The organism is Pseudoalteromonas sp. PAR1 (assembly GCF_947311895.1).
Classification (GTDB): Bacteria; Pseudomonadota; Gammaproteobacteria; order Enterobacterales; family Alteromonadaceae; genus Pseudoalteromonas; species Pseudoalteromonas lipolytica_C.
In genome coordinates this window covers 244,406-266,002 of sequence record NZ_CAMZMY010000001.1, presented here as the reverse complement: position 1 = coordinate 266,002, position 21,597 = coordinate 244,406, and the positions used below count along the sequence as shown (strand labels likewise).

18 protein-coding genes are annotated in these 21,597 nt (G+C 42.4%); 12 read left to right on the top strand and 6 right to left on the bottom strand.

The window, feature by feature from the left end:
* Positions 1 to 3 precede the first annotated feature (3 nt).
* Entirely contained in the window at positions 4 to 1,308 is a 1,305-nt protein-coding gene (locus QL229_RS01225; protein WP_135926096.1) for an inosine/guanosine kinase, read from the bottom strand.
* A 180-nt stretch (positions 1,309 to 1,488) separates the two neighbouring features.
* Between QL229_RS01225 and tadA the strand changes: the two genes are divergently transcribed.
* Positions 1,489 to 1,986 carry a tRNA adenosine(34) deaminase TadA gene (gene tadA / locus QL229_RS01220; RefSeq protein ID WP_135926095.1) on the top strand — a complete coding sequence of 166 codons (498 nt, stop codon included), beginning with the start codon at positions 1,489 to 1,491 and terminating at the stop codon, positions 1,984 to 1,986.
* Here the strand turns inward: tadA and QL229_RS01215 are convergent, their stop codons facing one another.
* Positions 1,987 to 2,157: a hypothetical protein gene (locus QL229_RS01215; protein ID WP_167658517.1), complete on the bottom strand. Its 171-nt coding sequence runs from the start codon at positions 2,155 to 2,157 to the stop codon at positions 1,987 to 1,989.
* A 103-nt stretch (positions 2,158 to 2,260) separates the two neighbouring features.
* Entirely contained in the window at positions 2,261 to 3,727 is a 1,467-nt protein-coding gene (gene mltF / locus QL229_RS01210) for a membrane-bound lytic murein transglycosylase MltF (RefSeq protein ID WP_138557228.1), read from the bottom strand.
* A 311-nt stretch (positions 3,728 to 4,038) separates the two neighbouring features.
* On the opposite strand from mltF, the gene purL reads away from it, so the two are divergent.
* The 4 genes from purL to QL229_RS01190 all read left to right on the top strand — a co-directional run bounded on the left by purL (position 4,039) and on the right by QL229_RS01190 (position 11,049).
* Positions 4,039 to 7,923 (top strand): phosphoribosylformylglycinamidine synthase, encoded by a 3,885-nt coding sequence (purL, locus tag QL229_RS01205; protein ID WP_281546422.1) that lies wholly within the window; start codon positions 4,039 to 4,041, stop codon positions 7,921 to 7,923.
* Between the two features lie 134 nt (positions 7,924 to 8,057).
* Positions 8,058 to 10,529, top strand: coding sequence for a YdbH domain-containing protein (locus QL229_RS01200; protein ID WP_281546421.1), 2,472 nt, complete (start codon positions 8,058 to 8,060; stop codon positions 10,527 to 10,529).
* Positions 10,522 to 10,704, top strand: a complete 183-nt coding sequence (locus QL229_RS01195; RefSeq protein ID WP_054551055.1) for a YnbE family lipoprotein — start codon at positions 10,522 to 10,524, stop codon at positions 10,702 to 10,704. Before QL229_RS01200 ends, QL229_RS01195 begins: the two co-directional genes overlap by 8 nt.
* 9 nt (positions 10,705 to 10,713) lie before the next feature.
* A complete protein-coding gene (locus tag QL229_RS01190) occupies positions 10,714 to 11,049 on the top strand; it encodes a YdbL family protein (RefSeq protein ID WP_135926091.1) in 336 nt (111 codons plus the stop codon).
* Between the two features lie 64 nt (positions 11,050 to 11,113).
* Here QL229_RS01190 and QL229_RS01185 read toward each other — a convergent pair whose 3' ends face one another.
* Complete coding sequence (locus QL229_RS01185; protein WP_281546433.1) at positions 11,114 to 11,656, bottom strand: DUF1415 domain-containing protein; 543 nt, start codon at positions 11,654 to 11,656, stop codon at positions 11,114 to 11,116.
* A 45-nt stretch (positions 11,657 to 11,701) separates the two neighbouring features.
* Complete coding sequence (gene waaA, locus QL229_RS01180; protein ID WP_138557231.1) at positions 11,702 to 12,961, bottom strand: lipid IV(A) 3-deoxy-D-manno-octulosonic acid transferase; 1,260 nt, start codon at positions 12,959 to 12,961, stop codon at positions 11,702 to 11,704.
* A 153-nt stretch (positions 12,962 to 13,114) separates the two neighbouring features.
* On the opposite strand from waaA, the gene QL229_RS01175 reads away from it, so the two are divergent.
* From QL229_RS01175 to hldE, 3 genes are read left to right on the top strand one after another with little or no spacing between them, the layout of a single operon-like run.
* On the top strand, positions 13,115 to 14,602 hold the full coding sequence (locus QL229_RS01175; RefSeq protein WP_138557232.1) for a capsule assembly Wzi family protein: 1,488 nt from the start codon (positions 13,115 to 13,117) through the stop codon (positions 14,600 to 14,602).
* 31 nt (positions 14,603 to 14,633) lie between these two features.
* Entirely contained in the window at positions 14,634 to 15,224 is a 591-nt protein-coding gene (locus QL229_RS01170; protein ID WP_135926088.1) for an SIS domain-containing protein, read from the top strand.
* Positions 15,224 to 16,663, top strand: a complete 1,440-nt coding sequence (gene hldE, locus QL229_RS01165; protein WP_135926087.1) for a bifunctional D-glycero-beta-D-manno-heptose-7-phosphate kinase/D-glycero-beta-D-manno-heptose 1-phosphate adenylyltransferase HldE — start codon at positions 15,224 to 15,226, stop codon at positions 16,661 to 16,663. The genes QL229_RS01170 and hldE overlap by 1 nt, the downstream gene beginning before the upstream one ends.
* On the opposite strand, the gene QL229_RS01160 is transcribed toward hldE, so the two are convergent.
* Positions 16,653 to 17,375, bottom strand: a complete 723-nt coding sequence (locus QL229_RS01160) for a 3-deoxy-D-manno-octulosonic acid kinase (RefSeq protein WP_253038267.1) — start codon at positions 17,373 to 17,375, stop codon at positions 16,653 to 16,655. The two genes, hldE and QL229_RS01160, sit on opposite strands and share 11 nt — an antisense overlap.
* 124 nt (positions 17,376 to 17,499) lie before the next feature.
* On the opposite strand from QL229_RS01160, the gene QL229_RS01155 reads away from it, so the two are divergent.
* The 4 genes from QL229_RS01155 to tdh all read left to right on the top strand — a co-directional run bounded on the left by QL229_RS01155 (position 17,500) and on the right by tdh (position 21,536).
* On the top strand, positions 17,500 to 18,561 hold the full coding sequence (locus QL229_RS01155) for a glycosyltransferase family 9 protein (protein WP_138557233.1): 1,062 nt from the start codon (positions 17,500 to 17,502) through the stop codon (positions 18,559 to 18,561).
* A complete protein-coding gene (gene gmhB, locus QL229_RS01150) occupies positions 18,558 to 19,109 on the top strand; it encodes a D-glycero-beta-D-manno-heptose 1,7-bisphosphate 7-phosphatase (RefSeq protein WP_235383304.1) in 552 nt (183 codons plus the stop codon). Before QL229_RS01155 ends, gmhB begins: the two co-directional genes overlap by 4 nt.
* Positions 19,110 to 19,258: 149 nt before the next feature.
* Positions 19,259 to 20,455 (top strand): glycine C-acetyltransferase, encoded by a 1,197-nt coding sequence (locus QL229_RS01145; protein WP_135926083.1) that lies wholly within the window; start codon positions 19,259 to 19,261, stop codon positions 20,453 to 20,455.
* Between the two features lie 55 nt (positions 20,456 to 20,510).
* Positions 20,511 to 21,536: an L-threonine 3-dehydrogenase gene (tdh, locus tag QL229_RS01140; protein WP_135926082.1), complete on the top strand. Its 1,026-nt coding sequence runs from the start codon at positions 20,511 to 20,513 to the stop codon at positions 21,534 to 21,536.
* Positions 21,537 to 21,597: the final 61 nt, after the last annotated feature.

The following is a 21,597-nucleotide window of genomic DNA, read 5'->3' as shown; positions in this document are numbered from 1 at the left end:
CGGTTACTGATCCCAGTAAACTTGCTCTAAACAATCTTCACGTTCAGGTAAACCACGCGATAAACGTGGAGAGTGCTGAACAAGTACTTCATAACTTGCACGGTTAGCGTATTTACTAATTTGTGCAAGTGATGAGTAAGTCATTGCAGGTTGCTGATGCTTCGCTGAGTTTGCCACATTAAGTTTGTGGTAAACGTTTGCTGATAAGTCATGTAATACCGCAGCAAGAGCACAATCGCCAGCACCATTGGTGTTTTTAATGCTGTCTGGGCCACCCATAAATGGTGCTGTGTGGCTATAAGCACGAATAGGGTTTTGGCAATCGTCTTTACGCATAGCGCGCGAAAATTCATAGCGGTTAAAGTCAGCAATCGCACCCGGTAATAGTGGATATTCTGTTTCACGCTTGAATGAATCGTCTACATAACCTGCCATAAATAAGCCTTTTTCGCCGGCAGTGCAAATAACTAAGTCTGTCCAGTCTAGTGCTTTGTCGGCAGCTAGAAGTGGGTCTTCAAAGCCAGTAATAGCAAGCCCTTCTTCTTCGTTCATCGCAAGAATATCAACATGTTCTTTAACGAAATCAGCCCACCAGGTAGGGTCTTGTTCAATTAAGAACTTAGTTCCAAGGGTTAAAACCACAGGTACGCCTGCATCATTGGCATATTTTACTGCCTGCATGGTGGCTTCTGTCATGGTTTCATCACCTTGCGTACGCATTAGGTATGCGCTGATCACCAGTGCTGAAGAGTTCTCAATAAGTTCTTGATCGATAGATTCAGGGCGAAGATGATTCATAAGTCCAGCGCTGATCGCAAAGGTACGTTCACCTGTTTCGTCAATCAAGGTAAAGCAGCGACCAATTGGGCCGTCTACAGGCTGAAGATAATCAAGATCAACACGGCTAGAGGTATTACATAAAAAGCGGTATGCATAGCTACCAATTTTAATGTTTTCACTCATGACTCCTAATAACACTGAACGGTCGTCAGCTAGTGTTGAGTAGTTGTGCATGGTGTTACCTACTGTACCGCCGGCAAACTCATAGTCGATCATGTTGTCGAGTTTCAGTCTGTCGTATAACGCATTGGTAATATCGCTATCGATTACTTGCGACATGCCACGGCGCAATTGAAATTCATCTAGGAAAGCTTGATCAACTTTCGCTTCAATATCCACCACAATTTGGTCGATACCCGTAATATAACTACGTTGTAGTCGTTCGGTTGAGTTAAGTTGATTCGTCAGTGGATCTTTGGCTTCCACCGGAAAATAATGTTTATGCCTGCGGCGTCCAGGAAATTTCATTTGCTACCCGTGTTGTAAGCTAAATAAAAAAAGCGCGAGATTATAGCGCAATATGAGGCTGTTGAGCCATGAAAAAGCCACTAAATTTTGCGTTAATTTTTAAGTGTAGCAGTATTTATTGCCGACATTTTTCACTAACTAGGTATAATTACTCACAGTTTTACAAGATTTGTGTGATATATGAGCGAACAATTTAGCGACCAGTATTGGATGGAAAAAGCATTGAGCTTTGCCAATGAAGCGGCAGCGATTAATGAAATTCCGGTTGGTGCAGTGCTCGTAAAAGACAATCAACTAATAGCTTTTGGCTATAACCGCTCAATTACCGATAACGACCCATCCGCTCACGCAGAAATGATGGCAATCCGCGAAGCAGGCAAAGTACTTAATAATTATCGCCTAATAGATTGCACCTTGTATGTAACCCTCGAGCCGTGTTCGATGTGTGCAGGACTATTGGTTCATAGCCGTATCAAGCGACTCGTATACGGTGCTAAAGATGCCAAGACGGGCTCTGCGGGTTCTATTATGAATCTATTACAAGAACCAAGGCTTAATCATCAAGTTGAAGTAACCGGTGAAGTTATGAGTGAGCAGTGTGGGGCGGTGATATCTAAGTTTTTTAAGCGTCGTAGAGAAGAGAAAAAGGCGGCTAAGCTTGCAGCTCGCAACGCCTAGTTATACAACCGGCGTTGCAGGAACTTGAGCTTCCATTAACTGCATCGCAAATAAGCGGCGACGCCAAATAACTTTTTTGTGTGTATTACGCAGCATGATACGACGGCGTGTCGCTGTTGAGTAAATAACATTACGCTTGAACTTATGTGTCTTGCGTCTTCTTTTTAACATGTGTGCTCCTTAAGTGAGAGAAAAGCATGGCATGGTCCATTCCATTTCTACTAAAAGATAATGATCATTTGATGACAAGTAAACAGATTTCTGGTGCTTTAGGTTAGTTGTTTTCTAACGTCTGCTGCTCTTGGGAGTCTGGTTGTGTTGTGTCGTTTGGCTTTTCGCTCGTTTCTGTGGAAGTGTTAACCTCTTCAATGGCTTGCTCTTCTTCACTTGGGTCAGCAATTGCATCATTTTCATCAAGCCAAACCAACGCATCGTAATAACGACGAATATTGTCAACATACTGCACGGCAACATCGCCACGTGCATAACCATATTTGGTTTTACGATAATAACGCTTTTTAATTAAAAGCGGTAAGCGTTTTTTTACATCCGCCCACTTATCGGGGCTTGCCCCTTCTCTCTCGGTAATAATTCGCGCGTCATTTACGTGGCCCCAGCCAACATTATAAGAGGCTAAGGCAAACCAAGTTCTATCGGGTTGTGGAATACGTTCAGGGATCCACGAAATAACCTTCGCTAAATATTCGGCACCGCCTTTGATATTTTGCTCAGGCTCTAAACGGTTAGTAACGCCAACTTGTTTTGCTGTAGTTTGCGTAAGCATCATGATCCCGCGAACACCTGTCGGTGACTTGGCTTTAGGGTTCCACATTGACTCTTGATAGCTCAAGGCGGCCAGTAAGCGCCAATCAATATTCCCTGAATACTGCTCAAACCAAGGCTGATATTTGGGGAGTGTTTCTTTGATAGCTTCGATATAGGCTAAGGTATTAACATAATTAAACTGACGAACGTGGCCAAAATACTTTTCTTCTAATACATAAAGTTGGTTATTTTGTTTTACATCACCAAAAAAGGGCACCATCAAGGCATATAAAGAATCGTCACCATCCTTTCTTAGTAACCAAGCGATAGGGTCGTTACGAGTCACTGAAAAGCCGATACTTAAATTAGGGTGGTAGCGGCGAAATAATGACAAGGTGTGAGAGTCAGCGAGAGTGTAATCAATTTCACCGTCTATAACTGCTTGCAGAAGTTCTTCTTCATCCATATCTTCTGTTTCATGCCATGTTAAGTCTGGATGAAGCTGTTTAAGTTGCTGTAATGCAAGTGAGTGACTACTTTTCGCAAGAACCGTTAGGTTCCCCGTTAAATCGGCAAATTCTCGAGGGCGAGTGCGGCCTTGCTTGTATACTAGCTTTTGGCTAATGGTGCGGTAAGTTGGCCCAAAACGATAATGTTCAGCCCGAATGGTATTATAAGTAAGTCCAGAGGCAATAATGTCTAAATCACCACTTTCGAGGCGAGAGAACATATCTGTAAGATTAAAAAAAGGCACCATCTCGAGCTCTACGCCAACATAATCGGCAAACTCTTGTGCTAATTCGTACTCAAAACCCTGCACACCTTGCGGTGCTTGATAGTAATTACTCGCGCCGGCTAAGGTGCCGACTCTTATCTTATTCTGTGCTTTGATATGAGCAAGTTGTGATGGTTGTTGTTGCATATCGCATGCACACAACATGAGCACAAGCGTAAATATAGCGAGTATTTTTTGCATAAATTAGAAATGCCCCTTAAACCATTACGTTACCGTTATAGCAAAACTTCACTGCCACGTCACTTCGCATATAGTTTTATATCTCTATTTAAAAATTAATAACTGTAATAGTAGCGGTAATAGATAAGTCATACAGAACAACAGCCTGCGGGAAAATAAAGAGTACTAAGATAGTTAATTGTTGCAACCATAATCGCGGTTATGAAGATTATTTAAATAAAAGCGCAATTTTGAGTTAAATCTAGACGTTATTTGCACTATAATACGCGCCTAAAATATCGTTCAATCCCTAACCCCGGATGAAAATACCTATGTTGATCCTTCGTGGTGCACCAGCACTTTCCGATTTTAGAGTTCAGAAAATTTTAGCGCGTTGCCAACAGGCACAACTTCCAGTCACTAACGTTTATGCTGAGTTCATGCATTTTGCTGATCTTACTGCTGAGCTTTCAGCAGATGAGCAAACAAAGCTTGAAAAGCTGCTTACTTATGGTCCAACGATTGCAGAGCACAGCCCTGCAGGCACGTTAATTCTTGTAACGCCGCGTCCTGGTACTATCTCGCCTTGGGCATCAAAAGCAACTGATATCGCACATAACTGTGGCTTAAGCCAAGTTCACCGTGTTGAACGTGGTATTGCATACTACGTTGAAGGTAATTTATCAGCTGAGCAAACAGCTGAAGTTGCAGCGTTATTACATGACCGTATGACTGAAGCAACGCATGCGGATATGGCTGATGCAGCTAAGTTATTCCGTCACGATGAACCGCGTCCAATGTCATCAGTTGACATTTTAGGTGGTGGCCGTGAAGCACTTGCTAAAGCGAATGTTGAGCAAGGTTTTGCGCTTGCAGATGACGAAATCGATTACTTGGTAGAAAATTTCCAAAAGTTAGGGCGTAACCCGAACGACATCGAATTATTTATGTTTGCACAAGCAAACTCTGAGCATTGTCGTCATAAAATCTTTAATGCTGATTGGACAATTGATGGCATCGAACAGCCAAAATCATTGTTCAAAATGATCAAAAACACTTACGAGCAACACCCTGAAAATGTGTTATCTGCATACAAAGATAACGCAGCGGTAATGAAGGGCTCAGTAGCGGGTCGTTTCTTCCCGAACAGTGAAGGCGAGTACGCATACCATCAAGAAAACATCGAAATCTTGATGAAAGTTGAAACTCACAATCACCCAACAGCGATTGCACCATTTTCGGGTGCATCAACAGGTTCTGGTGGTGAGATTCGTGACGAAGGTGCTACAGGTCGTGGTTCTAAACCAAAAGCTGGTTTAGTGGGCTTCACTGTATCTAACCTTCGTATTCCTGGTTACGAGCAACCATGGGAAACCGACTTTGGTAAGCCTGGTCGTATCGTTAATGCACTAGATATCATGACTGAAGGTCCATTAGGTGGCGCGGCATTCAATAACGAATTTGGTCGCCCTAACTTACTTGGTTACTTCCGTACCTACGAAGAAAAAGTATCAAGCCACAACGGTGAAGAAGTACGTGGTTACCACAAGCCAATTATGCTTGCAGGTGGTTTAGGTAACATTCGTTCTGAACATGTTCAAAAAGGTGAAATCCCAGTTGGTGCAAAACTTATCGCACTAGGTGGTCCGGCAATGAACATCGGCCTTGGTGGTGGTGCTGCGTCTAGTATGACATCAGGTCAATCGAACGAAGATTTAGACTTTGCATCGGTACAACGTGAAAACCCAGAAATGGAACGTCGTTGTCAGGAAGTTATCGATAAATGTTGGCAGTTAGGTGATGCAAATCCAATCGCTTTCATTCACGATGTGGGTGCAGGTGGTCTTTCAAACGCATTCCCTGAGCTTGTAGACGACGGTGGTCGTGGTGGTAAATTCCAACTTCGTGATATTCCAAACGATGAGCCGGGTATGGCACCACACGAAATTTGGTGTAACGAATCTCAAGAGCGTTACGTATTAGCAGTTGCAGCTGAAGACTTCGCGCGCTTTGAAGCAATCTGTAAACGTGAACGTGCACAATACGCGGTTATCGGTGAAGCAACAGAAGAGCGCCACTTAACGGTTGAAGATAGCCACTTTGGTAACAACCCTGTTGACCTACCGCTTGATGTTTTACTTGGTAAAGCACCAAAAATGCACCGCGAAGTTGAGTCTAAAAAAGCACAATCGCAACCATTAGACGTTGCAAACATTGATGCTGCAGATGCTGCACAACGTTTATTACGCTTACCAACGATTGCTGAAAAAACATTCTTAATCACCATTGGTGACCGTACCGTAACGGGTTTAGTTGCGCGTGACCAAATGGTAGGTCCTTGGCAGGTGCCAGTAGCAAACTGTGCGGTAACAGCCGCTGCGTTTGATACTTATCACGGTGAAGCAATGTCACTAGGTGAGCGTACACCAGCTGCACTGTTAAACTATGGAGCTTCTGCTCGTTTAGCTGTGGCGGAGTCATTAACGAACATCGCGTGTGCTAACATCGGTGGCCTTGAAAATATCAAGCTATCTGCAAACTGGATGGCCGCAGCTGGTCACCCTGGCGAAGATGCAGGTCTTTACGAAGCTGTTAAAGCGGTAGGTGAAGAGCTTTGTCCGGCACTTGGTTTAACAATCCCTGTGGGTAAAGACTCAATGTCGATGAAAACTCAATGGGATGAAAACGGTGAGCAAAAATCGGTTACTGCACCATTATCACTAATCATCACTGCCTTTGGTCGTGTTGAAGACGTGCGTAAAACAGTAACGCCACAGCTACGCACTGATAAAGGTGAGTCATCACTATTATTAGTTGATTTAGGTGCGGGTCAAAACCGTATGGGTGCATCAAGCCTTGCACAGGTTTATAAGCAATTAGGTGATGTAACACCTGATGTTGATAGCCCTGAGTTATTAAAAGGTTTCTATGAAGCAATGCAAGCGCTTGTTGCTGATAACAAGTTACTTGCCTACCATGACCGTTCAGACGGTGGTTTATTCACAACTATCGCTGAAATGGCATTTGCGGGCCATACAGGTGTAACTGTTGACCTTGCAGGCCTTACAGGTTCAGACATCGAAGCGCTTTATAATGAAGAGCTAGGTGCGGTTATCCAAGTGGCAAACGCTGATTTAGATGCAGTTAAAGCCGTTCTTGCTGATCACGGCTTAGCAGCTATCAGCCATGAAATTGGTGCATTAAACGCTGATGACCGTGTGGTATTCACTCGTGGTGATGATGTGGTGCTTAACCACACGCGTACTGAGCTTCGCACTATTTGGGCTGAAACAACTTACCAAATGCAAGCACGTCGCGATAACCCAGAGTGTGCTAAGCAAGAATTTGACGCTAAGTTTGACGCAAAAGACCCAGGTCTTAACGTAAAACTAAGCTTTGACTTAAACGAAGACGTTGCTGCGCCTTACATTGCAACTGGTGCGAAGCCGAAAATGGCGATTCTACGTGAGCAAGGTGTTAACTCTCATTTAGAAATGGCTGCGGCATTTAACCGTGCTGGCTTTGCAGCGGTTGACGTACACATGAGTGACATCCTTGAAGGTCGTTTAACACTTGAGCAATTTAAAGGCTTAGTGGCATGTGGTGGCTTCTCTTACGGTGACGTATTAGGCGCAGGTGAAGGCTGGGCTAAGTCAATCTTATTTAATGAGATGGCGCGTGAGCAGTTCCAAAGCTTCTTCCACCGCGAAGATACATTCAGCCTAGGTGTGTGTAATGGCTGTCAAATGCTTTCAACATTGAAAGAGTTGATCCCAGGCACTGAGCACTGGCCACGTTTTGTAACCAACAAGTCAGAGCGCTTTGAAGCTCGCTTTAGCCTTGTAGAAGTGCAAGAAAACCCATCAGTATTCTTTAACGGTATGGCTGGTTCTCGTATGCCTATCGCTGTTTCTCATGGTGAAGGTCATGCTGAATTCGCTAACAGCGATGCAGTTAAAGCTGCGCTTGAGTCAGGCACTGTGGCAGTGAAGTTTGTTGATAACTACGGTAACCCAACAACGCAATACCCAGCTAACCCGAACGGCTCGCCTGAAGGTATCACAGGTATTACCTCTACTGATGGTCGTGCCACGGTTATGATGCCGCACCCAGAGCGTGTTTTCCGTACTGTTGCTAACTCATGGCACCCAGATGAGTGGCGTGAAGATAGCCCATGGATGCGTATGTTCCGCAACGCACGTAAAAACGTTGGCTAGAACTTAGCTATATACCTAGCTATACAAGCTAGGTTCATACAAGCCGTTTAAACTAAAAAGGCTGCACTATTAAGTGCAGCCTTTTTGTTTATAATGGTGCTAGTAAGTGTAAGTTCAAAGGCAAGGAGAGTTTTTTGAGTTTTAAGCGGGTAAGCGTAGGGTTGCTAGGTATCGTGCTAAGCATGCTGCTGTTGGCGTATCTGTTCAGGCTACCACTGACATCGTGGTACTTAACGCCTATGCTTAGTAAAAATGGCGCTGAGCTTCACTGCATTGATTGGTCATTGACCAGCCAGCTTGATTTAAATATCGAGAAATTATGCTTAACTTATCAAGGGCAGCAAATAGAGTTAGCTGGCATCCTTGCTAACAAGCAACAGGTTAGGGTTTCTCGCGCTAATCTCATCGTTAGCGACCTTGCAAATAAAAAACAACCAGAATCAGCACAGACTGAATTTAAAAAGCTCGCTTTAGTATTACCAGAGCAAAGACCGCTAATAAGCATTGAGCAGCTTGATGTAGTCTCACCGTTTACCGATAGCCCTGTTAGGTTGGCAATACAAGAAAAACGCTTAAACCATTTTACGATTTCACGTGATCTTAATGCAGATGTTGAAATATCTAATTATGAAATAAAAGCCGATCTCACCCTTGATGAGCAAGTAGCTAGGCGGTTCATAACATTGCCAGCAAGCAGCCATTTTAGCACTCAATCGCAGGTTAAGTTTGATGGTATTACGATTGCAATTGAAAGCACCGTCAATGCAAGTTATCAGCATGCTCTAGCGCAATGCGACCTAGGTTTTACCACTGAAGGGCAACTGAGTGCGAAGTATCAATTAAACCAACAGCATTTATATGCGGATTTATCAGCTTTACAAAATCAGCTTAGCGCAAACCGAGATTGCTTGAACACCATAGCAGATCAACAGCATCAATCATTTATTGAAGCGCAGTTACCGCTTACTTGGCAGTTACACATTGAAAAACCAGTTAGTGTAGAAGCCGAGCAGCTATCAGTCCCAATCGTAAAACTGCTAGCAACTGAAGGGCAAAGTGAAGTGACAGTCAATAATACGACCTTTTCTTTACAGGATCCGCTCACATCACTGAATAGCCAAGTTAGTATTGATTTTAACAGTAAAGATATTGATGAGCTTAAGCTCAATGCGCATTTGCATGAAAGTGACGTTAGCGCTGATTTTCAACTGTCACTTGATTCACTCCCTGCATATTTAGATTTTCAGGCTGACGGTGTTCTGGTTGAGGGTATTGGGGCTAAAGGAAAGCTAAAAATTGATGAGTTATTTTCTAGCCCGATAGCTGCTAGATTGAACGCAAATGTCAGTGTTAAAAACGCGCTTATATCGGGTGCTCAGATAGCCGACTTTACCAGCACGATTGAGGCAGAGCATAATGCCGAGCAACACTTAATTGTTAAAGCCAACAGTAAGGTTAAATCATTAAATTATAATGATATTAACGCAGCAAAAATCAGTAATGAGCTAACCCTTAGTACAGATCTCAGTGTGGGGGAATTATTTGCTGATATTGATGCCAAAACCACGGCTGCTAAATTATCAACACCTGAATTTACTTTAAATAAGTTGTCTGTCGTTACAAATGCCCTACAAAGCCGCGCTTTGCAGGCAACGCATCATGTTTTTGCAGATGGCTTTGAAGCGCTTGTTAGCCATCATATGTCTAAGGTTGCGCACCCATTTGAATTGGTGATACCTGAGCAGGCAGTATCCAAGCTTAATCCGATAATTGCTCAGTTTGAGCCCCTTGCAACCATCACTGATGGGGTGGTTTCAGGGATTATTAAAGGTGATGTAAATCTTCAGCAAGCAGAAGGTAGTGTTCACATTAATAAGCTCAGTGCGCTTTATAATGACTACCTAGCAAATGATTTTGCCGTGGATTTGGATGGGACGTTTAATTCAGGGCAGCTTAATATTGCAGCGACTAAATTTACACTCAATGAACTGCGCGCAGGTGCTGTGGTCAAAAATATGCAGGGTCAGTTGCAGGTAACGGCTAATCAGCCTTGCGCAGCTGATCTAACCGGTCAGGTTATGGGTGGCAAATTTGTGGTGAATAAATACTGCCCACTGAGTGACAACCAAACCGCGACCGTTAAGTTTGAAAATATTGATGCTAGCAAATTGGTCACCCTTGATGCCGAGTCTGGAATTAGTTTAAGCGGGCGCTTAGCGGGCACCTTACCTGTTGTTATAAGCAAACAGGGAATAGAGGTAAAGCAAGGGCAGCTAGTTAATCAAGGTGATGGTAAATTACTGATCACTAATAATGCGGGTTTTGAAGCTGTAAAAGCGCAGCAACAGGAGCTGAGTACAACGCTGAGTTTGCTCGAGAATTTAGATATTAAAAAACTACGCAGCAGTGTTAACCTCAAACCAGATGGTTGGTTACATTTAGGTGTTAATTTAGAAGGTTATAATGAAGCGCAGCAGCAAGCAGTGAACTTTAATTATAACCATGAAGAGAATGTATTTACTTTACTTAGAGCGCTGCGTTTAAGTGATGAAATTACTCAAAAAGTTGAGAAAGAGTATGCAAAAAAAGGAAGCAATGATGGCTAAGTGGTTAGTAATGCTGACGGCAGTAGGCATGCTGAGTGCCTGTACTCACCGTGTTGAGGTGGCAGCAAAAGAGCCGATTACAATCAACTTAAATGTAAAAGTTGACCATGAGATCCGCGTAAAAGTGGATAAAGAACTTGATACCTTATTCAGTGATGACAGCGAATTATTCTAAGGAGCACACATGCGTAAATTACAACTTAAAAAACTAAATGTGATCACCTTGATCAGTGCTGTTTGTTTCTCTTTTTCTGCGTGGGCTATTAGCCTTGATGACGCAAAGAGCCAAGGATTAGTGGGTGAAGATAGCTCAGGCTATTTAGGTTTAGTGGTTAATAATAGTGAAGCAAAAGCAGTCGTTGATGAAATTAATGCAAAGCGCAAAGAGCAGTACTTAAAGCTAGCGAAAAAGAATAACCTTTCGTTAGCGCAGGTAGAAGCACTTGCAGCTGCTAAAACTATCGAAAAAACGAAGCCGGGTCACTACATTGAAGTGAACGGTGAGTGGGTAAAAAAATAACTCACTAAGTTAAATTAGAAAAGCCAGCATTGCTGGCTTTTTATCTTTATAACGCCGGCAGGTGTTAGCGTTTATCGATGCAGCTTTGTAATAGCTGCAGCCAAAAGTCGATGCCTTTACGTCTTGCAAGTTTAATGTTGTGCTCTGGGATAGACTCAGGTTCATTGTAGTTATCTAACGCTTCGCTCATACTGGCTTCACGGATCAAATGTAGTGTTGGATAAGGTGCGCGGTTAGTATAGTTTGCAGCATCGCTGTCATCGCTATCGGCAAACACATAGTCAGGATGAAAGTTAGCTATTTGATACTTACCCTCATAACCTTGCGCAGCTAAAAGCGCATTAGCTAAATCGACTAAATCTAAAAACTCTTCAAAATTCTTAAAGCCTTGCTCAAACATCAACAGGGTTGTTTCACGCTGTGCTTGTTGGTCTAATTCGCTACACTGCTCAAGCATATCCATTACCGCATCATCAAGTGTAATAGACTGGCTGATTTGATAATGAATGCAATTGCTTTCAACTTCTTTGCGGGCAAACGGGCAGAAATTGTATTTCACGATTACACTTGATACCCATTCGCGCATTTGCTTTTCTGGGCGATTCATCACTTGCTTTGAAGTCACGTTATTTCTCTATTCTATGTCTCTATTTTACTTTTCTAAGTAAAGCTCAATTAAATTAACCGTTTTACTGATAGCACCTTGATTATTAGCCACGCATTTTGCAGCTTGTTGACCAAGCTTTATGGTCTGTTCTGCATCATTACTCAAAGCGATAAGCGTGTCAGCAAGTTGGTTTTCATCAGTGACAATTTTAGCTCCTTGAGCACTAATCAGCTCAGGGTATATATGGTCAAAGTTATAGGTATGAGGGCCTGCTAATACGCCAACCGAAAACGCTGCTGACTCTAACGGATTATGGCCGCCTCGCTCTATTAAACTACCGCCAATATAGCTGATGTTTGCCACTCCATATAAGCATTGTAGCTCGCCTAACGTATCCGCTAGCACAACTTGCTGGTTGTTATAGTTATCTGCACTGCGACGGCTAAAGCTCATATCTGAGTTTTTTAATATCTCCGCGACTTTATCAAATTGCTCGGGGTGACGCGGAGCAATAATCAAAAGAGCGTTGGGCAAGGCTTTTAACAGCTTTTTATGAGCACTTAAAATAAGCTCATGTTCAACAGGGTGAGTGGAGCCTGCAACCCAGATAAAGCGCTCGTTGTTATACTGATTTTTAAGTGCTGCGACTTTATTTAATTGCTCATCTGTCGGCGTGATATCAAATTTAATTGAGCCAAACACGCGAGCCTTTTCAGGTTTTAAACCTAGTTCAATAAAACGTTTCGCATCATCTTGATTATGACTTGCAAGGTCGCTAATTGATTGCATGATCAGCTTAGTTAATGGCATCACCTTTTGGTAGCCTTGCTGTGATTTAGCTGAAAGCCGGGCATTTAAAACAAGTACTTTTGTGTCGTAGTTGTTGCTTTGAGCCATAAGGTTAGGCCACAGCTCTGTTTCTAAAATACACAGTACCTTTGGCTTGATACGCTTTAAAAAACGCTGTGTAGCGAAGAAAAAATCAATCGGTAAATAACAGCAGCTAACAGTATCGTTAAAGTTGTTTTTTATTTGCTCGCGGCCAGTTGGGGTATTGCAGGTTACTAAAATCGTAAGCGCAGGGTGTTCGGATTGAACTGCCTTAATAAGCGGGGTTGCCGCTAGCACTTCACCTACAGAGGCACAATGAAAAACAATATCGTGGCGCGATAAATCTGCATAGCCAAAGCGTTCAGCAAAATGCATTCGGTAGCCTTGGTTTTTCTTACCTCGCAAAACATATAAGTAAAAAACAATTAGCGGACTCAAAATGTATAGGAGTAAAGAATATATAATACGCGCCATTGGTTAGCCTATATGAATAAAACCCTATGATAGCGTGGAACATACGCTATCTAAATATAAAATGTTAAAAAGGGTTATCTATGAGAGTTTTAAGTGTTTAGTTTCAGGTAATTTGGTAGTATTTCGATTACTTATTAAATAAACGAAGCAGTTATGAAATTTAAAATGATAAAAGCCTCGGTAGTAGGTGCTCTCTTAAGTTGCGCTATGCCTTTATATGCAACACCCACCGCTTATTTACCTGTTGGCATGGACGCACAGCTTGATCATCAATTAGATACTTTGTTTGCACTAACAATTGGCACTCCTATGGCTAAACCATATCGTTTAGCAGAAGTCGAGAAAGCACTTCTTGTACTTGAAAAGGAAGAGCCTGGGTTAGCTGCTGCTATTCGTTCAAAAATAAAGCCATATCAAAGTGATGATGCAGTGACTCGTGTCGGTGTAAAACTACAAGTAGATACGGATAATGCAAAGAAAATAGCGAATCAAAGAGGCCTAAGCTCGGATGAATGGGGGCAAGGTTTTTTTGAAGGTATTTGGCGTGCTAATGATTATACCTTGGTACAAGTGGGTGTAGATTACCGAGCCAAAGCTAATAAATTTGTAAATTATAATTCGTTTATAAGTTTTGCTGGCGAAGATTTACAGTTAAATCTTGGTTATAAAGAACACTGGTTCTCGCCGTTTAAACATTCTGCGCAGATTATTTCTACCAATGCTAAAACAGCACCTTCGATTTCATTGGGTATGGTAAAACCAGCCCACAATTGGTGGAATTTTGATTTTGAGCTTTATTATTCTGAGCTTGAGCATGTCGATAATGGTATTCTTTATCAAAATGAGCTCCATAGCGGCACACCAAAGCTCGCTGGGACGCATTTTAGTATTGAGCCGCTTGATGGTTGGAAGCTGGGCCTTAATCGTATGATGCAGTTTGGTGGGGGCCCCCGCAAAGTCGATGTTGGTGATGTGGTCGATGCATTTTTTGATCCTGCGGGTAATGACAACTCAGGGCTCACTGGTAGTAAAGATAATGAGTTAGGTGACCAATACGTAACAATTACCAGTACGGTGAATTTTAATTGGGGAATGCCAGTTGAACTTTACTTTGAATATGGTGGTGAAGACACAAAAGACCACAAAAACTACCAATTTGGTAATACTGTTAGCAATTTTGGCTTCTTCTTGCCAAAACTGAGTAATACAATGTCGCTTAGGTATGAATATACCAACATGCACAGCCTGTGGTACGTCAATGAGATTTATCCAGTATATGGTAATACAGTGGGTGGTTTTGTAACGGGTCATTATGCGGCTGATCAACGTTATACTGAGTTACATGCCAATGGTGTTGCGAGGGTTTATGCAGATGCGCCACCGACGCAAGTGCACAGCATGGAGTTAACTTATAGTGAAAACTACCGTTCACTTTGGCGCAGTAAGCTCACACTGATAGAAAACGAAAGTAATTACCTAAATGAGTGGGGTCAAACGACCGGAGACTATGAGCGTGCCGTTGAACTGCAATTAAGCAATACACGCCAATTAAACGAGCATACATTAGAGACAACTCTTACCTATGGCGAAGATGTATTTGGCGATAACTATACGTGGTTATCTGTTGCCTATTTTTGGTAAGTAAGCCGTTAATACTTTTTAAGGAATTTATATGTCTAATCTTGATTCTGTAGCGGCAAGCTACCTCGAAAGTTTAAATCGCCATCAAATGTTGTTTGAAACGATGGAGACCTACCACCCAGAAGTGATGCAATTACTTGAAGCATGTCACAGTGCTTTACAAGCGGGTGGCAAAGTCATTTGGTTTGGTAACGGCGGAAGTGCGGCAGATGCACAGCACTTAGCTGCTGAGTTTGTGGTGCGTTATAAATTAGAGCGCGGTCCACTTGCTTCAATCGCACTGACTACTGATACCTCAATTTTAACAGCGCACAGCAATGACTATCACTTTGATACTGTATTCGAGCGCCAAGTTCAGGCCCTGTGTAAGCCCGATGATTTGGTTATTGGCTTAACCACCTCGGGTACTAGCCCTAATATTAATTTAGCGCTTGCTGCTGCTAATGAAATCGGCGCTTTTACCGTAGCATTAACAGGCCGAGATGGTGGCAAAGTAAAAGACATCGCTAAGTTACCTATTATTATTAAAAATGATGAAACCGCACGTATTCAAGAAGCCCACATGTTCATCGGGCATTGGCTATGTGAAGCCATCGATATGGTTGTAGCGGAGCAAAAGTAATGGATTTAGCGTTACTAAAAAACCTTTCAAAGGCACGTATTTTAGTTGTTGGTGATGTCATGCTAGATAGATACTGGCATGGCGACTCTGGGCGAATTTCACCTGAAGCACCAGTCCCGGTTGTGAAAGTGAGTAAATTTGAAGACAAAGCCGGTGGTGCAGCAAACGTCGCAAAAAATATTGCTCGTTTAGACGGTAAAGTTGGCCTATTAGGTTTAGTCGGTGAAGATGAAAGCGGGCAAATTCTTGAAACTATCTTAAGTTCAGAAAAAATTGATTCGCAACTTGTAAGTGTGTGTGACTTACCGACAATTTCTAAAATGCGTGTTATTAGTCGTCATCAGCAAGTTGTTCGTTTAGACCTTGAAGAAACCTTCACTGACCAGCACAGTCAACTATTACTTAATCGCCTAGAGCTAGTATTGGATGATTATGATTTTGTGTTGTTCTCTGATTACAACAAAGGCTCACTGAGCTTAATTCAACAAATGGTTCAGGTTGCAAAGAAAGCAGGCAAAACAGTGCTTATTGACCCTAAATCATCAGACTTAAGCTTATACCGTGGTGCTGATTACATTACGCCTAATCTAAATGAGTTTAAGCTTGCTGGTGGTTTGACGGACTCTGAGCAAAACTTGACTGACAGTGCTCGTAAATTAATTAGTGAAGCGGGCATAGCTGCGATGCTATTAACGCGCTCAGAGCATGGTATGTCGTTAATTAGTCAGACAGAAAAACATGATTTTGCAGCCCAACAGCTTGAAGTTAGCGATGTAACCGGTGCCGGCGATACTGTAATTGCGACATTAGCAGTGATGCTAGGCGCTGGTATGGCAGCAAAAGATGCGGTTGAAATTGCCAACCTTGCAGCAGGTATTGCTGTAAGCAAGCTTGGAGCTGCCACTGTTTCGCCTGAAGAACTAAGCCGTAAGCTTGGTCAATATTTACAGCAAACTGGCGAGCATTATCAAACACCGTTTGAAGATGTACTTCAGCATATAGAGTTTGCCAAACAAAATGGTGAAAAAATTGTTTTCACTAATGGCTGTTTTGATATTCTTCATGCAGGTCACGTACGCTACCTTGCACAGGCAAAAGCTCGTGGTGACAGGCTTGTTGTTGGCTTAAATAATGACGAGTCTATCACTCGCTTAAAAGGCCCACAAAGACCAATTAACCCACTCGATGAGCGTGCCATGGTTTTAAGTGCGCTGGCGTCTGTTGACTGGGTTATTCCATTTGGTAGCGTTGAAGAGAATGACACGCCAGCTAAGCTCATTGAGCAAATTAGCCCCGATGTACTAGTAAAAGGCGGCGATTACACTGTTGACCAAATTGCCGGAGCTGATCATGTATTACGCCATGGCGGTAAAGTCGAAGTGCTTGAGTTTCTTAATGGTTGCTCAACATCTAACGTAATTAGCAAGATTAAGTCTTAAGTAAAGCTTGGTAGTCGCATATTAGTGACTGCCAATCACTTTGTCGCCAATGCATCTGTTCGTTACGGCCTTGCTCTTTTGCAAATGAACGAGCAAGGCGTTTAATATTCTCTGTTTGCCAGCTAGGGTGCGGCTTTTTGATTTCACCGCGGTCAAAGTCGATGATAAACACCTTGCCTGTATCATCGAACAAGATGTTATTGATGTTTAAATCTGCGTGGTATACCCCGTGATTGTGAAAATCGCTGAGGGTGGCTGCAATCGCTTTGAGTTCAGACTGGCTTAGTGGGCGCGTGATTAAAATATCTAATACACTTTTTGCGCCTGTCACTGCCTCGGTGATGATATCGCCCCGATAGATAAAGCCGCTGGTTTTAATTTTGGCCCCAATCGGTGTGGGCACATTCAGGCCAAGCTCACGCAAACGCATCATTAGTGTAAATTCTTTATAAACTCGGGTTTGTTTTAAGCCAAAGTATAGGTACTGATCGCTGAGTAACTTACCAACGAGTCCTCCTCGCCAATAGTGGCGCAGAACACCTGTGAGCTGTTGATGTTTAAAAAACCACGCTGTTGCTCGGCCTTTTTTTGCGCCAACTATTTTTTCTTGTTGTTGCCAGTAGCTGGCATCAAACCACTGTTGCGTGAGCTCATCTTTGTAGTCAGGGTGACACAAAAGGGTGGTGTTTTGTAGATGCTGAGTTTCGAACATAACAACTTCAAGATTAAATAGAATTAGTGCTATCTTACCGTATTTTTAGCTTTTCGCATAAGTGCTTGCATTAGCATCAAGTTAATTTAAGATCGCATATTATTTGCTGTAGCTAAGGGCGCACGTGACTCAATCAACCTCCTATTCAGATATTTGTATTTTAAGGCTTTCGGCTATTGGTGATGTATGTCACGCCGTATCCGCAGTGCAAGCAATTCAAAAGGCACATCCGAAGGCAAAAATTACCTGGGTGATAGGTAAAGTTGAGGCTATGTTGTTGGCTGATTTACCGGGCGTTGAATTTGTTGTATTTGATAAAAAACAGGGTAAACAGGCCTATCAGCAACTAAAAGATACTTTCAAAGGTCGTAAATTTGATGTGCTCTTACACATGCAAGTAGCACTAAGAGCAAATTTAGCAGCTCGTTGTATTCCGGCAAAAGTCAAAGTAGGGTTTGATTGGGCTCGTTCAAAAGAGTTACATAGTTTATTCATTAATAAGCGTATTGCCCCGCAATCTGAGGCACATGTCCTTGAGGGCTTTAAGGGCTTTGCTCAAGCAATTGGTGTACCTGACTATGCGCCTCACTGGCAAATGCCAATCACAGATGAACATCAACAAGCTGCTGATGCCTTATTGGGTGAAGAACGTTTAGCTGGGCGTATTTTTGTTATCTCACCTGCGGCAAGTAAAAAAGAGCGTAATTGGTTGCCCGAGCGTTATGCGGCACTTGCAGAGCATGCTTATCAGCAAGGTTTTTCGGTGGTTATCACAGGAGGACCAACACCTTTAGAAATAGAGTTGTCTGAACAAATAATTTCGCAAACGAATGCGCCTGTGCTTAACTTAGTAGGTAAAACTAAGCTTAAAGAGTTGTTGTGTGTATTAAAGCGCGCTTCTTTAGTTTTAGCTCCTGATACGGGACCTGCACACATGGCTGTAACTGTTGGTATACCTGTAATAGGTTTGTATGCCCATTCAAACCCGAAACGTACAGGTCCATACTTGTATCTAGATTACGTGGTTGAGGTGTACCACCAAAACTTACGTGAACAAACAGGCAAAACAGCTCAAGAGCTACCTTGGGGAACACGCGTTAAAGGAGCTGATTTAATGACGCAAATAAGCATTGATGAGGTTATAGCTATGTTTAACCGTGTTGTAGATAAAGAGCAATTGTCATGAGTAAAGTACTGTTTTTAGACCGCGATGGTGTGGTTAATGCTGATCACGGTTATGTATATAAACCGGATGAGTTTGAGTTTTTACCCGGTGTGTTTGATGCGTGCAAAAAGTTTATTGATGCAGGTTATGAAATTGTCATTGTGACTAATCAGTCAGGTATTGGGCGTGGCTACTATTCAGAACAAGACTTTTTAAACCTTACAGACTGGATGAAAGCTGAGTTTATGCGTCATGACGTGCCAATTCTTGATGTGTACTTTTGCCCGCATCATCCGACTAAAGCAGAGCCTGCCTATTTACAGGATTGTCATTGTCGTAAGCCTGCTCCAGGCATGCTGTTACAAGCCATTGAAGAGCATAGTATTACTCCCTCACAAAGTATTATGGTCGGCGATAAGCTGGGCGACTTAATTGCAGCAGAAAGAGTGCAAATCGCGACCCGTGTGCTGGTTCGTTCAGGGCAAAGTTATGCTGAATCAACAGAACAACATGCTGATTACGTATGTGAGTCTTTAGCTGATTTACCTGCTTTAATTTTACAGTCTTAGCAGGTAAGACCAGTTTTATTTCTTTAGCCTCAAGGTTTGCGACGAACTGCAAACAGTGCAATTGTTCGTCTAAGCTTTTACAATAGGCGCAAATTTTACAGTCATGCTAATCATTTCTGGTTAGATACAAGAATATTTGGAGATTACAGATGAGAGCATCTGCGTTTTTTAATCAGCTGCAACAGCAAATCGACGAAGTAAAAGCTGAAGGTTTATACAAAAGTGAACGTGTTATTACATCGCAGCAGCAAGCTCAAATTGAAGTTGCCTCAGGTGATAAGGTAATCAATTTTTGTGCGAACAACTATTTAGGTTTAGCCAATAGCCCTGAGCTGATCAAAGCCGCGCAACAAGGTTTAGATGACCATGGTTTTGGTGTTGCTTCTGTGCGTTTTATTTGTGGTACTCAAGATATTCATAAAACATTAGAGCAAAAGATTTCTGAGTTTTTAGAAACCGAAGATACGATTCTTTACTCATCTTGTTTTGATGCAAACGCTGGTTTATTCGAAACAATTCTCGGCCCAGATGATGCAATTATCTCTGATGCGCTAAACCACGCCTCAATTATTGATGGTGTTCGCCTTTGTAAAGCAAAGCGCTTCCGTTACGCTAATAACGACATGAGCGACCTTGAAAAGCAACTTATTGCTGCTGATGAAGCGGGTGCTAAAACAAAACTAATCGCAACTGACGGCGTTTTCTCAATGGACGGTGTGATTTGTAATCTTAAAGCGGTTTGTGACCTTGCTGACAAATACGATGCCTTAGTTATGGTTGATGACTCTCACGCTGTTGGTTTTGTCGGTGAAAATGGTAAAGGTACGCCGGAGTACTGTGGTGTTCTAGACCGTGTTGATATCATCACAGGTACACTTGGTAAAGCACTTGGTGGCGCATCAGGCGGTTACACATCTGGTAAAAAAGAAATTGTAGAGTGGTTACGTCAGCGTTCTCGTCCTTATCTTTTCTCAAACTCACTTGCGCCATCAATTGTTACTGCATCGATTAAAGTACTTGAGATGCTAAGCAATGGCGGTGAGTTACGCGCAAAACTTTGGGATAACGCAAAATATTTCCGTGAACAAATGGAAGCGGCAGGATTTACCTGTGCAGGTAAAGACCATGCAATTATCCCAGTTATGTTAGGCGATGCAAAAGTCGCTTCTATGATGGCAGACAAATTACTTGCCGAAGGTATTTATGTAACAGGTTTCTCATTCCCTGTTGTACCTAAAGGCCAAGCACGTATCCGTACGCAGATCTCTGCGGCGCATACAAAAGAGCAATTAGATACCGCTATTGCTGCCTTTACCCGTATTGGTAAAGAAATGGGTGTTATCTAATTTTATTTCCTAAACCGAAGCTTTTGCTTCGGTTTTGTTTAATTGAGTGTAAATCATGAAAGCATTATCTAAATTAAAAGCAGAACCAGGGATCTGGATGACTGATGCGCCAAAGCCTGAAGTTGGCCATAACGATCTGCTTATTAAAATCCGCAAAACAGCAATTTGTGGAACAGATGTCCATATTTATAAATGGGATGAGTGGGCACAAAATACAATTCCAACTCCTATGGTTGTTGGCCACGAGTATGTTGGTGAAGTAATTGATATGGGTCAGGAAGTACGTGGTTTCCAAGTAGGTGACCGTGTATCTGGCGAAGGCCATATTACTTGTGGTCATTGCCGTAACTGCCGTGCTGGTCGTGTGCATTTATGTCGTAATACAACTGGTGTTGGTGTTAATCGTGAAGGCGCATTTGCAGAATACCTTGTGATCCCTGCTTTTAATGCATTTAAAATTCCAGATAATATCTCAGATGAATTAGCCTCAATTTTTGACCCATTTGGTAATGCAGTTCACACCGCATTGTCGTTCGATTTAGTGGGTGAAGATGTATTAATTACAGGTGCAGGCCCAATTGGTATCATGGCAGCTGCGGTTGCTAAACATGTTGGTGCGCGTCATGTAGTTATCACAGACGTAAACGAATACCGCCTAGATTTAGCACGTAAAATGGGTGCGACTCGTGCAGTAAATGTAGCAAATGAAAAGCTTGAAGATGTAATGAAAGAGCTTGGCATGACAGAAGGCTTTGATATTGGTCTTGAAATGTCAGGCGTACCCGTTGCATTTAATAGCATGCTAAATAACATGAACCACGGCGGAAAAATCGCTATGCTAGGTATTCCACCTTCAGATATGGCGGTTGATTGGAACCAAGTTATTTTTAAAGGCCTTATCATTAAAGGTATTTATGGTCGCGAAATGTTTGAAACTTGGTATAAGATGGCGAGTCTAATTCAGTCTGGTCTTGATCTTAACCCAATTATCACGCATCAATTTTCGGTAGATGACTTCCAAAAAGGCTTTGATACAATGATTTCAGGCCAGTCTGGTAAAGTTATCCTGAATTGGGATTAAATGAAGGTCTAAAAGCCTCAAAATTAAGGCGGCTTTAGGCCGCCTTTTTAGTTTAGAGAGT